This is a genomic window from Lysinibacillus sp. A4 (genome assembly GCF_024919535.1).
Lineage (GTDB): Bacteria > Bacillota > Bacilli > Bacillales_A > Planococcaceae > Lysinibacillus > Lysinibacillus capsici.
The window spans coordinates 340,999-355,658 of sequence record NZ_JANWTB010000005.1 but is presented as its reverse complement, the minus strand read 5'-3'; the positions used below and the strand labels follow the sequence as shown (position 1 = coordinate 355,658).

At 37.1% G+C, this 14,660-nt stretch carries 15 protein-coding genes; all 15 read right to left on the bottom strand.

Annotated elements, in window-relative coordinates; all coding sequences use genetic code 11:
* Positions 1-215: 215 nt before the first annotated feature.
* Positions 216-1,337: a non-hydrolyzing UDP-N-acetylglucosamine 2-epimerase gene (wecB, locus tag NY607_RS12860; RefSeq protein WP_310794748.1), complete on the bottom strand. Its 1,122-nt coding sequence runs from the start codon at positions 1,335-1,337 to the stop codon at positions 216-218.
* Positions 1,338-1,494: 157 nt separating this feature from the next.
* Positions 1,495-2,124, bottom strand: a complete 630-nt coding sequence (upp, locus tag NY607_RS12855; RefSeq protein WP_004269470.1) for a uracil phosphoribosyltransferase — start codon at positions 2,122-2,124, stop codon at positions 1,495-1,497.
* A gap of 124 nt (positions 2,125-2,248) precedes the next feature.
* Positions 2,249-4,405: an EAL domain-containing protein gene (locus NY607_RS12850; protein ID WP_259419826.1), complete on the bottom strand. Its 2,157-nt coding sequence runs from the start codon at positions 4,403-4,405 to the stop codon at positions 2,249-2,251.
* A 284-nt stretch (positions 4,406-4,689) separates the two neighbouring features.
* Positions 4,690-5,931: a serine hydroxymethyltransferase gene (glyA, locus tag NY607_RS12845; protein WP_237899257.1), complete on the bottom strand. Its 1,242-nt coding sequence runs from the start codon at positions 5,929-5,931 to the stop codon at positions 4,690-4,692.
* Positions 5,932-5,989: 58 nt separating this feature from the next.
* Complete coding sequence (locus NY607_RS12840) at positions 5,990-6,532, bottom strand: TIGR01440 family protein (protein WP_237899256.1); 543 nt, start codon at positions 6,530-6,532, stop codon at positions 5,990-5,992.
* 86 nt (positions 6,533-6,618) lie between these two features.
* Entirely contained in the window at positions 6,619-7,056 is a 438-nt protein-coding gene (gene rpiB, locus NY607_RS12835; RefSeq protein WP_237899254.1) for a ribose 5-phosphate isomerase B, read from the bottom strand.
* A gap of 327 nt (positions 7,057-7,383) precedes the next feature.
* Positions 7,384-8,667 carry a methyl-accepting chemotaxis protein gene (locus tag NY607_RS12830; RefSeq protein WP_004269465.1) on the bottom strand — a complete coding sequence of 428 codons (1,284 nt, stop codon included), beginning with the start codon at positions 8,665-8,667 and terminating at the stop codon, positions 7,384-7,386.
* A gap of 8 nt (positions 8,668-8,675) precedes the next feature.
* Positions 8,676-9,116 carry a low molecular weight protein arginine phosphatase gene (locus NY607_RS12825; protein WP_131520792.1) on the bottom strand — a complete coding sequence of 147 codons (441 nt, stop codon included), beginning with the start codon at positions 9,114-9,116 and terminating at the stop codon, positions 8,676-8,678.
* Between the two features lie 22 nt (positions 9,117-9,138).
* The gene (locus NY607_RS12820; RefSeq protein WP_131520791.1) at positions 9,139-9,636 is read right to left on the bottom strand and encodes a manganese efflux pump MntP; all 498 of its coding nucleotides are present in this window, start codon (positions 9,634-9,636) and stop codon (positions 9,139-9,141) included.
* Between the two features lie 163 nt (positions 9,637-9,799).
* Positions 9,800-10,834 carry an L-threonylcarbamoyladenylate synthase gene (locus NY607_RS12815; protein WP_131520790.1) on the bottom strand — a complete coding sequence of 345 codons (1,035 nt, stop codon included), beginning with the start codon at positions 10,832-10,834 and terminating at the stop codon, positions 9,800-9,802.
* A gap of 101 nt (positions 10,835-10,935) precedes the next feature.
* Positions 10,936-11,535, bottom strand: a complete 600-nt coding sequence (locus NY607_RS12810; protein WP_259419825.1) for a stage II sporulation protein R — start codon at positions 11,533-11,535, stop codon at positions 10,936-10,938.
* A gap of 44 nt (positions 11,536-11,579) precedes the next feature.
* Positions 11,580-12,440, bottom strand: coding sequence for a peptide chain release factor N(5)-glutamine methyltransferase (gene prmC, locus NY607_RS12805; protein WP_131520788.1), 861 nt, complete (start codon positions 12,438-12,440; stop codon positions 11,580-11,582).
* Positions 12,427-13,503, bottom strand: coding sequence for a peptide chain release factor 1 (gene prfA, locus NY607_RS12800; RefSeq protein WP_004269459.1), 1,077 nt, complete (start codon positions 13,501-13,503; stop codon positions 12,427-12,429). The genes prmC and prfA overlap by 14 nt, the downstream gene beginning before the upstream one ends.
* A 173-nt stretch (positions 13,504-13,676) precedes the next feature.
* Entirely contained in the window at positions 13,677-14,249 is a 573-nt protein-coding gene (locus NY607_RS12795) for a thymidine kinase (RefSeq protein WP_048395608.1), read from the bottom strand.
* A 116-nt stretch (positions 14,250-14,365) separates the two neighbouring features.
* Positions 14,366-14,569: a 50S ribosomal protein L31 gene (gene rpmE / locus NY607_RS12790; RefSeq protein WP_004269457.1), complete on the bottom strand. Its 204-nt coding sequence runs from the start codon at positions 14,567-14,569 to the stop codon at positions 14,366-14,368.
* Positions 14,570-14,660: the final 91 nt, after the last annotated feature.

Here is a 14,660-nt window from a genome sequence, read left to right as displayed (position 1 = left end):
GATATTTGAAGTCAATTGGTAAAGGAGAAAAACTTCACAGCCTCTATACTCTTGTCAAATTGTTGACAAATTTGTGTATGAAATTTCATAGTTTCAAAATTTCTCAACCTTCTCACGCATTAAAAAAGCTAATTTACGACAAGATTATGCTCGTAAATTAGCTTACCCATTTCAACAGGTACATTAGACTTATTTTTAATATAAAATATAGTATATTAATTAGTTTTTTGTAAAAATCCTAGCAATGCTTCAACAATACGCTTAGATGCATGTCCATCCCCATATGGATTTGATGCTTTAGCCATTGCTTCATAGGCATTATTATCTGTTAGTAATTCCTTTGCTAAGGCGTAAATTGTTTCCTCTTCTGTTCCTGCTAGCTTTAATGTTCCTGCTGCAATTCCCTCTGGACGTTCTGTCGTATCTCTAAGAACAAGCACTGGCTTTCCTAATGAAGGTGCCTCTTCTTGTACACCGCCTGAATCCGTTAAGATCATATAGGAATTAGCCGCAAAGTTATGGAAATCAAATACTTCAAGAGGCTCAATTAAATGCACTCGTTTATTATTCCCTAAAATTTCATTAGCAATTTCTCTTACAGCCGGATTCATATGAACAGGATAAACAACTTGAACATCCTCATGTTCTGCGAGTATTCTAGTAATCGCTTTAAACATATGGCGCATTGGTTCACCAAGATTTTCACGACGATGTGCTGTTAATAAAATCATGCGATCTTTCCCGATTTTATCTAAAACAGGATGTGTGTAGTGTTCACTGACTGTTGTTGCTAATGCGTCTATTGCTGTATTACCTGTAACAAAAATCGTCGCTGGATTTTTATTCTCATCTAAAAGATTCTTTTTAGATACTTCAGTTGGCGCAAAATGTAAATCTGCCATCACACCTGTTAGTTGGCGATTCATCTCCTCTGGATATGGTGAATATTTGTTCCATGTTCGAAGTCCAGCTTCTACATGGCCTATAGCGATTTGGTTATAGAACGCAGCGAGACTTGCAATGAAAGTCGTTGCTGTATCACCATGTACCAAAACGATATCTGGTTGTGCTTCCTTCATTACTTGATCTAAACCCTGTAATGCGTTTGTCGTTACATCAATTAATGTTTGGCGATCCTTCATTATATTTAAGTCATAGTTTGGTGTAATACTAAACGTTTCTAATACTTGATCGAGCATTTGGCGATGCTGTGCTGTTACAGTTACAATAGATTCTATTTGCTTAGGATACTTTTGTAACTCCAAAACAAGAGGAGCCATTTTAATTGCTTCTGGTCTTGTACCAAAAATCGTCATTACTTTCCATTTTTTTGTCAAAACGATCTGCACCGTCCTTTTTGTTATTGTATGGTAAGACCAATCTCCTGTTGATGAAGGATTACTTACCTACACATACTATGAAACGCCCTTCAATTTGAAGGACGCTTTCACAAGTTATTAGTTTCCTAAATGAGGAAATTTCATGTATGGATTTTTATTTTGTACCGAATAGACGGTCTCCAGCATCACCTAAGCCCGGTACAATATAACCATGGTCATTTAATTTTTCATCAAGAGCAGCAATATAAATATCTACATCCGAATGTTCTTCTTGAATAGCTTTCACACCCTCTGGTGCAGCGATTAAGCACATGAATTTAATGTTTTTAGCTCCACGTTTTTTCAGTGAATGAATTGCCTCCACTGCAGAACCACCAGTTGCAAGCATTGGATCTACAATGATGAAATCACGTTCTTCAACATCTGCAGGAAGTTTTGCGTAATATTCAACTGGTTTTAATGTTTCTGGATCACGGTAAAGACCAATATGACCAACTTTTGCAGCAGGGATAAGCTTTAATACGCCATCTACCATACCGATACCTGCACGTAAAATCGGTACGATTGCAAGTTTTTTACCAGAAAGTACTTTTGTTTTTGCAATTGTTACAGGTGTTTCAATTTCAATTTCCTCTACTGGCATATCACGTGTAATTTCAAATGCCATGAGTGTTGCCACTTCGTCTACTAGCTCACGAAATTCTTTTGTTCCTGTATTCTTGTCGCGAATATAAGTTAATTTGTGTTGGATTAGTGGATGATCAAATACATAGACTTTGCTCAAAGGGATTCTCTCCTCACCGTTCGGATTCATTTTTATCTCAACTAGTATAACAGAAAAAAGGAGTTGCCTCAAAAATAAATTTAGGACAACTCCCTTTATCATCTATTCTTTTGTCAAAACTAAGTTATTGATCAAGAATTATATCTAATTGTTCAATTGGCATTGGCTTGAAATAGAAATATCCTTGTCCTACTGTGCATCCTAGCGCACGTAGAATCTCAACCTGTTCCTCTGTCTCTATGCCCTCTGCCACTGAAATCATTCCTAAATTTAATGCTAACTGAATGATAGAGCGAACAATAGCCAGAGTTGCTGGATCTTCAATAGCATTGATGAAGCTTCGATCAATCTTTAGTTCAGCAAACGGTAGCTGTTGCAAATAGCTTAATGAAGAAAAACCTGTTCCAAAATCATCTACGGATGTTTTAAAGCCATAGCTCTTTAGCTCTTGAATGATCTTATAGGCTGATTGAAAATCTACTAAACCAATATTTTCTGTCACCTCTAAGATAATATAGCTAGGGTCAATATTATACTTCCGTACAAGTTTCAGTGTATCTTGAACAAAATGCGTGTAGTAAAAATGATCAGGCGAAATATTGACAGCAATTTTCACTAATTTCTTTCCCAGGCGTTGTCGTTCTGAAAGCCATGAGAGTACCGTCTCTAAAATAAGCACATCAATTTCTCGCACCTTACCAGCACTCTCTGCTACTGGAATAAAGAGTGCTGGTGAAACAAAGCCCAATTTTGGAGAAATCCACCTCGCAAGTGCTTCAATACTTTGAATTTCCCCATTGCGTAAATCTACTTTAGGCTGTAAGTGGACTGTTATTTCTTTATTTTTGATGGCTTCTGACAAATGATTTAAGATCGTCATCTTCTGTACCAGCACATCGTTTTTCTCTGTTGTAAATATTTCTGTATGTGTGCCTGGCCTATCGATTGCAAAGGATAACGCATTATCTGCAAAACGAATCGCATCATTAATATTTATGTCTTCATTATATGAAGCAATTCCTGTTTTTAATGTAATATAGATTTGCTTTCCTCCTATGATAAAAGGCTGGCGAATCGTTTCTTTTATTCTCATCTCATAATCATTCAAATCTTCATGAAGTGACATTGTAGTCATAATCAAACTAGAGCTAGTAAATCTAGCAACATACTCATTACTTTCTGACTTGTCTTGCTCAAGACGTTTGGCAAGTTGTCTTAAAAGTTCATCACCAATTTCACGACCGTACAATTCAACTACTTGATGAAATTCACTAGGTTTTAATATTTTAATAAAGCCGCTTTGCCCCTGCTGGACTTCCCTTTCAATCGTATTAACAAAGCTGTGACGATTAGGCAGACCTGTTGTAATGTCTGTATAGGCTAAATCCCAAATTTTTTTCTGCGTCCTTGCATATGAATAAGCCAATGCAACAAGAGCACCCATTTTTCGAAACATATTTTTAAGCATTTGGTCACTTTGTGTTTTTTGGCTAAATATCGAAAAAACACCTATTACTTGCCGCTGTTGATTACGTATAGGGATAAACCATCCATGTGACTTTTTAGCTAGCGAAGCATATTGCTTATGTTCTTTAGGAATATTCACTTCATCTAAATTCTCTATGAAAGTAGACGTTTCTGATTGCATGACCTTCTTAAAGAAATCATTGTTTGCACAACATCTTGGTACGCTCTCTGTTTGATTACCTCCTATGAAAACTTGTAATTGGTTTACTTCTGTTTTTATGAGCACCATACTTGCAATATTTGGCATAAAAAATTCATCGAGTCCTTGACAAATAAGCTTCATCTTTTGCTCAAAAGAAAACTCCTTCTCAATCGCCCTATACATATCATTTTCTAAACGCATTAAGAAGTCTTCCGTATGATAATATGTAACATCCTTCACAAATACTAAAACAAATTGCGTTATATTTGCCTCATTGCAAAAAGGTAATGCTTGTATTTCTGCCCAAAAGGGAGGTTTATCGATGCCATTATGATATAGCTTCGCCTGCACCATTATGCCGTTATGTATTTTTTCTTTCATCATTTCAATGGTTGTCTTTTTTTCGTCCATTGATAGCCATGAAAAATACTCAGTATTTAAGATTTGTGAACGTGCAGCATTAGTAAGCATACAAAATGAATCATTACACTCTACTATGTAATGATGCTTCGTTGCATCAAAAATAACGTAGCTTTCTTTCGAATTATTCCCTAATTTGCGAATGCTGTTTAATAATACATCATAATCTGTGTTTAACGATTTAGTGACCATCCAACCCCTCCTTTTCTATCACTTCATCTCATTTCCATTGTACATAAAATTTAATTAAATTTTCACTTTTATTAAAAAAACTTCTTTTCTAGGACACTATCTGTCCTCTGCCTTCTATAATATATCCCTTTATACCGTTTTTATGTAAATTTATTCAAAAATAAGAGGATTATTCTACTTTGTTAGAAAAAAGATGTTTTTTACAGTTTAATCCTCGATTTCCAAAATAAAAAGCTGTATTTAAAGTAAATTTTGTACTTTAAACACAGCTATTATTCTATTGATTATACATATAGTGGATGCTTATCAGTTAATGCCTTCACACGATCTTTTGCATCTGCTTTAACTGTTTCATCTTCAGGGTTTTTAAGAACAGCTGCTATAATCGCTCCTACTTCTTTCATATCTTCCTCCTTAAAGCCACGAGAAGTGACCGCTGGAGTACCAATACGAATTCCAGAAGTGACAAATGGAGATTCAGTATCGTAAGGGATTGTATTTTTATTTGTTGTAATACCCACTTCATCTAGTGCGTGCTCTGCTACTTTACCAGTTAAACCAAGAGATTTAACATTTAGCAGTAATAAATGATTATCTGTACCACCAGAAACAATTTCAACTCCCTCAGCAATTAATACTTCTGCTAAAGCCTTTGCATTGGCTTTAATTTGTTTTGCATAGTCTTTAAATTCTGGTTGTAAAGCTTCTCCAAATGCTACAGCTTTTGCAGCGATAACATGCATTAATGGGCCACCTTGAATGCCTGGGAATACAGATTTATTTAGTTTTTGCTCCCATTCTTTTGAAGCAAGAATTAATCCACCACGTGGTCCACGTAATGTTTTATGTGTAGTTGATGTAACAAAATCAGCATATGGCACTGGTGATTGATGTTCGCCAGCAGCTACAAGTCCAGCAATGTGTGCCATATCCACCATGAAATAGGCTCCGACTTCGTCTGCAATTTCACGGAATTTAGAGAAGTCAATTTCACGTGGATAAGCAGATGCACCAGCAACAATCAGTTTCGGTTTATGCTCTAAAGCCTTTTGTCGTACATCTTCATAATCAATCACTTGTGTATCTTGTGTTACACCATACTCTACAAAATTATATAGAATACCAGAGAAGTTTACTGGAGAACCATGTGTTAAGTGACCACCATGTGAAAGGTTCATACCCAGAACTGTGTCACCTGGTTCTAGAATCGTATGGTAAACAGCCATGTTTGCTTGTGCACCTGAGTGTGGTTGCACATTCGCATATTCTGCTCCGAAGAGTTCTTTTACACGATCACGTGCAATATCCTCTACTACGTCTACATGCTCACAGCCACCATAATAGCGTTTACCAGGATAACCTTCAGCGTATTTATTTGTCAGTACTGATCCTTGCGCTTCCATCACTGCTTCGGATACAAAGTTTTCTGATGCAATCAATTCAATATTTGCTTGCTGACGTGTTTTTTCTGCAAGAATTCCATCTAGTACTGCTTTGTCTTGTACTGCTAATTTTTCATATGCCATGTTTGAAAAAGCCTCCTAAAGTATCGTTATTCATCTCTACCACTAAATAGGGTGGTAATTATTTATATACTGCACGTTCTCCGCCAATTAGCTTAGGACGTGTTGTTGCAATCGTCACAACAGCTTCTCCTACCATTTTTACCGATGTTCGAACAGGTACAGCTACTGCTTTCAAATGCATACCGATTAATGTTTGTCCAATATCAATACCTGCATGTGCCTGTATTGTTTCAACAATCACTGGATTATCAAATTGCGTATAGGCATATGCTGACATTGAGCCGCCTGCCGTACGTACTGGGACAACCGCTACTGGATCATAGCCAAATTTTTCAGCTGTTGATGCTTCCATAGTAATGGCGCGATTTATATGCTCACAACCTTGGAATGCTAAAAGCAAATGATGCTTTGCTGCAAATTCTTGTAACGGCTCAAAAATGGCTTCTGCTATCTCCAATGCTCCCGCTGTGCCAATTTTCTGACCAATCACTTCAGATGTAGAGCACCCTACTACAAAAATTGTATGGGGTCGTAATGTTACTTGCTCTTCAAATTCACTGAGTAACTGAGTCAAATGTGTTCGTATTTGTTTTACAACCATTAAGCTCAGCTCCTTCATCTATATCCATTAAAATCATGCCATATATGACATCCTATACGAATGCCATATATGGAATAACAAAACTATTATTGCTCTAGTTCAGTAATTTTTTCAATACGGCGTACATGGCGGCCACCTTCAAAATCGGTTTCTAGCCATGCTTGTACGATTTCACGTGCAAGGCCAGGGCCAATTACACGTTCGCCCATTGCTAAAATATTTGAATCATTATGGCAACGCGTTGCCTTGGCACTAAATACATCATGTACTAATGCACAACGTATGCCCTTGACCTTATTAGCGGCAATGGACATACCAATTCCTGTGCCACAAATTAAAATGCCTTTATCAAATTCTCCGTTAGCAACACCCTCAGATACAGGTTTTGCATAGTCTGGATAGTCTACTGAATCCGAAGATTGTGGACCAAAATCTTCGTAGCTAATTTGAAGTTCATCTAATAGCTGCATAATCTCACGACGTAAGTTATTGCCTCCGTGATCAGAAGAAATTGCTATTCTCACTGGGTTCCCTCTTTTCGAATTATAGTCAACCTTAGTGTACCACTTCTTTCTGAAGAATAACACGATTTTTCTTATGTTTTTACGTTGATTTTTCCTGAAAGACGAACATTAATTGTATGTTAACACAAAATTATTCACTTTTAAACTTATTTTTTGTGGATAATGTGAATATCATGTTAATAAGTTCGGATAATGGTCTTTTGTTGTAATATTCCATCTACTGAAGTTTTTTTAGCTTTTTACTTACAGTGGACATAAATTGTCCTTTAATAAAAAAGGTTATACATAAATCCGATTTTTCATGGGATTTATGTATAACCTTCAGGACTATGCTTGTCTATCAAATTGTTGGATCATTTTATGCAATGCTTCCGATTGCTTTTTCAAACTTTGAGCTAGATGCTCGACTTGTTCAATTGCATAGGCTTGCTCTTCAGCTGCACTACGAACTTCCTGTGCACCTGCTGACGTTTGTTCCGCAATGGCAGCAACTTCCTGTGACTGTCGAGCTGTCGTTTCAATATTATGCATTTGCTGTTCGATTAAAGAAGAAATCTCAACAATTGATGTTGCCATTTCATGTACATTAGAAGCCATATTTTCTACTGCTGTCGTTGTTTCAGAAACTCGATCGGCCTCCTTTGTTGCAAAGGCAACTTGTTCGTTCATTTGTTTCACAACTACTTCTACGTTTTGCTGCATAGTTTGAATTAAAGCAGTAATTCCTTGCACTGCTTTTGCACTTTCATCAGCCAAACCACGAACTTCTTCAGCTACTACTGCAAAGCCCTTTCCATGTTCTCCAGCACGAGCAGCTTCTATAGAGGCGTTTAGTGCCAACAGATTGGTTTGTGCTGCAATGTCACCAACTAAGCTAATTATTCGTTCTACCTGTCCAGCATTCTCTTCTAGCGCATGAATGCTTTTTAATGCCTCATTATTACCTGTCGCAATTTGTTGAATACTATTCACTAATGTTTCAATGGCTTTTGTTGTTGTCGATAAATTATGTAGAATCTCTTTAGTTTGTGATGCTGATGCCTCTGCCCTACTATTTACCTCTGTTGCAAGCGTTCTTACATCTTCAATCGCTTCAGCAGTATCTTGTACAGCTGTTGCAGATGCTTCTGCTCCTGTAGAAATATGCTTTACAGTAGACGCAATGCCTTCTGCCTTTCTAGTTGCCACTCCTGCTTCATCTGAAAGCTGGATAATCGATTGATTTGTTTGTTGGAAGTTGTGATCAATACTTTCCACCATTTGACGTAAATTTAACACCATTTGTTGGAATGCCTCTGCCACAGATCGAATCTCATCATTTGTATTAGGCATTTGTACATCCTGTCCTATTTTTCCTTCCGCCACAAGTGTTGCTGAATGCTCAAGCTGCTGTAAAGGCTTGATGAGGATTACACTTAAAAAGGCAGCTAATATCCCTGACCAAGTTATCCCTAACGCATACGTAATCACTTCAAAAACTTTTCGATTTGTGTCAGGGAAGAAGGTAGGTTGTAAAAACTCAATGAATATAAAACTGACACTGTAGGTGATTAGTGCAAGAACACTAACAAATAACACCAACTTTAGGCGTAAACCAAATTGTTTTTTCATAGGACCCCTCAATTCTTTTCGAGTTTTTGTATTAATTGATTGACCAGTTCTTTTAATTCTGCAAATGTTGCTTCATAAATTGCTCTATTACCACCATAAGGATCCACTACATTTTCTAAACTGCCCTCATTTGTATACTCTTTCAAGGTAAATACCTTATGCTCAGCTTCTGGATAATTGGAAATGACGGTATCTTTGTGAGCAGTCGTCATTGTTAAAATTAAGTCTGCCCATGCCATTTCAGCTTGGGATAATTGCGTCGCAAAATGTTGATGGGACATTTGGGCTTCATTCAACACTTGTTGTGCAAGTGCTGACATTTGTGCATTAGGCATCGCATAAATACCAGCTGAACGCACTTCTACATTGTTTATTTGTTTATGTTTTAAAATAGCTTCTGCCATCGGACTGCGACAAGTATTGCCTGTACAAACAAATAATATTTTCACACTTATCACTCTCCAATTTTATCTATTGTTGAATAGCTAGAATACTCATGATTATAAATATAATGCCGGCAACGATTTGAATTTTATTGCCAAAAAAGACTTGGCTCCTACGTGCTATAACTAATGACCCATAAGCACAAATTAATGCACTTAAGCCTGCACTCATAATAAAAATCGTTTTTTCTAAGTTAAGCATACCAAAAGAAACACTAACTGAAAAGGTGTCTAGGCTTGCAGTCACTGCTAAAAGTACAGGTGAAATCGTTACTTTTTCATCTCTGTGAGAAAATAATAATAAATGCATACCGATACAAAATAATAAAATACTTGAAATCCATTGTCCCCATTCTAATAGAAATCGAACTAAATAGCTTCCTAATTCAAACCCTAATAAAGGAAAAAGCATATGTAATGCAGCCGTCCATAATGATAAAAATAATCGATATCTAACATTTGGCAGCAAAACATATAGACCAATCACATCAACAGACGTTAATATACCTGCAAGAATTCCCTGCAAGAACGCACTCCTTCACTCCCTAATATTTTATCATTTTATGCTCGAAAATACATTATTATCATAACTGTTTACTATTTGTTTTTCGTTTTTAACATATAATAATTAGACAAAAAAAGACAAAAAACATGTGGTTCTTCAATGTCTTTTGCCTATAATTATTCTATTATAATGAATACCATTTACCTCCAGAGGCTTTTTCAAGTCTATTCATAATAGCTGCACCTACTCCTTCTATTGAAGTAGTTGTTGCTAATATTACGGTAGCGGTAGTTTTATCACATGCTCTAAGTGCATTATATAAGGCCGCACCCATTTCTTCTTTACTTCCCGCTTCACCAATAGAGAAGTAAAAATCCACTTTAATTCCCTCAAAGTTCTCAGGTGCCAGTAGTGCTACACTATGCCCTTGTCTTTGTAGATGTAGAACAGCTTCGTTGACTTTCTCAACATCACAGTCTATTAAATACACGGGAGCATTTGGTGCATAATGCGTATATTTCATTCCCGGTGCCTTAGGCGTTGCGTCTAGCTTCTGTTCTATTTTAGTTGGTTGAATCACGGGGCCAATCTTAGCCTCAAGCATTTCCTTCGTAATGCCACCTGGACGTAAAATTACTGGAGGTTCATGTGTCACATCTAGTACAGTAGACTCAAGCCCAATGCCTGTAGAACCTCCATCTAAAATATAAGGTATGTACCCTTCTAAATCATCTAAAACATGAACGGCTTCTGTAGGACTGGGCTTTCCACTACGATTAGCGCTCGGTGCAGCAAGCGGTTTTTGGAGCTGTTGTAGTAAGGCAAGCGCTACTGGATGATCAGGCATTCGAATGCCTACTGTTGATAACCCAGCTGTGACACTTTTAGCTAATACATTTGGCTTCGCTGGCATCACCAGTGTTAATGGTCCTGGCCAAAATAAATCCATGCATTGTTTAGCTATGTCAGAAATATGGTCGATATAGATCGCTACTTCCTCTTTTGTACCAACGTGGACAATTAAAGGATTATCTGAAGGTCGACCTTTTGCTTCAAATATCTTTTTAACAGCCAGATCATTTGTGGCAATCGCTCCTAAGCCATAAACCGTCTCTGTGGGAAATGCCACTACCTCTCCTGCATTTAAGATATCCACAGCTTGTGTATAATTAATCTGACTATTCACATTACTGTCCACAACCTTACAAACAGTTTTCATGATTAATACCTACCTTCAATTATTCGTTTTCACTGAATTATCCACATATTGTTTATAACTTATTAAAAAATGTGTATAAGTTGTCTGAATTTGTGCACAATTCATTCAAAAAGTCCTTTAATCCATTCCCATATAAAGAATGTAACTTGTTCTTTTTCTTCTACTTCTACTTCTACTTCTTCTTTTACCTCTTCTTTATCAGGTTCACAGATCGATGGGAAGATACTGCACCACCAGTTATCTCCGCGTGCATCACCAATTTTTACAACAATTGATTGATAGACATTTTGAGGATAAAGTACAGCATCTTGTCTTTTTGGTGGGAATAAATTATCCCCAACAACAACCTGTGTATCCAATTGTGGATAATTTTCGCTCAGTTCAGCTTCAATTTGTTGTTTTAACAAAAGAATTTGCTCATTCCCAGCAAATCCAGCGGTACCAACTTGTAAAAAGTATGGCTTCAAATCTTGAACAAGCTGCTGTTTCTCTAGCTGATCTTGTGCTGTATTACTGTTTGCAATAACACGTATACGAAAATCTTTTTCTTGCACATCATTGGAAGATTCCTTCGCCAAACCTACTAATGTTGGAATATATAAAACACATAACTGTAAAACAATCGCAATTAATACTAGTCTAGCAAAAGCTAGAAAGATATTTTGTTTAGGTAATCTAATAATCTTGTATTCGTTTAACATAAAAATCCCTCCTTGCTCAACATTGTTGGCAAGATCAAGAAACTTTATACATGTAGCTCACAAAAAATCATTCGAGGTTTACCATTAATATCTTTTTCTACTGAAACTGTTGCCTGTGGAAAACTATCTTGGAAGAATTTAGCTACTTTCTCTCCCTGTGTATAACCGATTTCTAATCCAATCAACGCTGGCCTATTCATATAAGCTGGTAATTGTTCGGCTAATTTTCTATATAAAATAAGACCATCCTCCTCGGCAAAGAGGGCACTATGCGGCTCATGCTCTAGCACAACGCTTGACATTGCTTGTGCCTCATCAAATGCAATATACGGCGGGTTCGATAAAACAATATCAAATTTTTCTCCTGCAAGTGGAGCAGCTAAATCTCCCAATCTAAAATCAATATCTGCCTCTAATTGCTTTGCATTTTTTTGAGCAGTTGCTAGTGCAGCTTCTGATAAATCGGTAGCTATGACCGTTAATGCTGGACATTCCAGCTTCATTGAAATAGCAATGGCTCCACTACCTGTACCGATATCAGCCAGCTTCAATGTTTGCTTTGTAAATATTTTAGGTAGTCGATTAATTGTTCCAAGCACCAATTCCTCTGTTTCAGGTCGTGGAATTAAGACAGATTCATCGACTAAGAATGAACGACCATAAAACTCCTCATACCCAACACAATATTGGACAGGTCGACCATTGGCATGTTCTTCTATGAGCTCATTAAATTTCATTTGCTGCGCTGCTGTTAATTCATCTTGCAAATGCAACATAACTTCTCCATAACTAGTACCAAGCACATGTTGCATAACAATCCGCGCTGCTGTTTGTTCACAACCATTATCCACTAAAAAAGAAGAAGCCCACTCAAGGGCCTCCATCACATTTTTATAAGTCATCATTTAAACGCTCTAACTTCGATGCTTGTTCTTCTAAAATAAGAGCATCGATAATCTCGTCTAGTCTGCCTTCAACGATTTGATCTAGCTTTTGAATCGTTAAACCGATACGGTGGTCGGTTACGCGGTTTTGTGGATAATTGTAAGTACGAATTCGCTCAGAGCGATCACCAGATCCAACAGCTGATTTACGCGTAGCATCAATCTCCTTTTGTGCTTCCTGCATATACATATCTGCAACACGAGCACGAAGAATTTTCATTGCTTTTTCACGGTTTTTAATTTGTGAACGTTCATCCTGCATCGAAACCACAACACCTGTCGGTAAATGGGTCATACGAACAGCAGACATCGTTGTATTTACAGATTGACCACCTGCACCAGATGATGCAAATGTATCTACACGGATATCTTTTTCATGGATTTCAACATCTACTTCCTCAACCTCAGGTAAGCAAGCAACTGTTGCTGTTGATGTATGAATTCGACCTTGTGATTCTGTAGCAGGGACACGTTGTACACGGTGTGCGCCATTTTCAAATTTGAATTTTGAATAGGCTCCTTGTCCATTAATCATAAAGATTACCTCTTTATAGCCGCCCATTGGGTTTGGTGTAGCTTCCATAATATCAATTTTCCAGCCTTGCGTTTCTGCATAGCGAGAATACATACGGAACAAGTCACCTGCAAAAATATTAGCCTCGTCACCACCAGCTGCCCCACGGATTTCCATAATAACGTTTTTATTATCATTCGGATCTTTTGGAATTAATAAAATACGTAATCGCTCTTCTAGCTCTTCCTGCTGTGCTTTTAAAAGGTTAAATTCTTCCTTTACCATTTCGTGCATATCAGGGTCTTTTTCGCTATCTAACATTTCTCGTGTATCTACTAGCTGTTCTTTCACACTTTTATATTCACGATAAGTATCTACTGTCTCTTGGATATCTGATTGTTCCTTAGAATATTCGCGTAATTTCTTACTATCATTAACAATATCCGGATCGCTCAAAAGCTCAGTAAGCCTTTCATAACGATCTTCCACTGCCTGTAATCGATCAAACATGGATTTCACCTCTATTTAGTTTTTTAAATTGCTCCTTTTTTACAGAGAAGCCGCTTTCATCAAAATTACGCTAAGGCGTAATGGTTTTTTCATTTCTTATTCCACTACTTAGTATAAGGAAATTTTCACATGTATGCTACTTTTTCTTAGCGCTGTAACAAAGCTACTTAGCTTTATAGCGGTGGATTTGCATGACATTTTCGGCAAACAGGATAATACGAATCATTGCCACCGATTTGAATTTGATCTCCTGTGTAAACTGGCTTTCCACTTTCATCTACGCGCAAATTCATGGTTGCTTTTTTATGACAGAACCAGCAAATTGTTTTCATTTCCTCAATTTTATCTGCATATGTAAGCATGTACTGGCTACCTTCAAATAGCTCATTTTGAAAATCATTTTTTAAACCAAAGCCCATTACGGGAATGTCCAATTTATCCACAATGTTAGCTAGCTGTAAAACATGTGCTTTTTTTAAAAATTGAACTTCATCCACAAGCACACAATAAGGTTTGACAGCATTAGTTTTCACTATTTCAAAAATATTTGTATCTTCATAAACAGGAATGGCTTGTTGTCGTAAACCTACTCGACTGGAAACAAAGCCCACCTCATCACGCGTATCTAGACCTGAAGTAAACATCATTACAGGTTTTTGTTGTTCTTCATAATTATGGGCAACTTTTAGAATTTCTATTGACTTCCCACTATTCATTGCACCATGTTTAAAATATAGCTGTGCCATTTTGTCTTCTCCCTTTCTTTGTGTCAATCTGGATTTTGAAAAGACTTGCATCAACGTGTATTATTTACTGAAAAAAATACCTGCCAAGCGCATGCTTGGCAGGTATTAAACTAACATTAGTTTTTAAGACCGTATTTTTTGTTGAAACGATCCACGCGACCATCAGCAGACGCGAATTTTTGACGGCCAGTGTAGAATGGGTGACATTCGTTGCAGAACTCGACAACGATGTTTTCTTTTACTGAACCAGTTTTGAAAGTGTTCCCACAAGAGCAAGTTACTGTTGCTTCTTTGTAGTCTGGATGAATTCCTTGTTTCATATTCGTTTTCTCCTCTCGCCCTGAACCATCTGGAACAGAGTATTATCGAACTGTACCTTACATAGCCCGAATATGTCGACTACAAAATTTG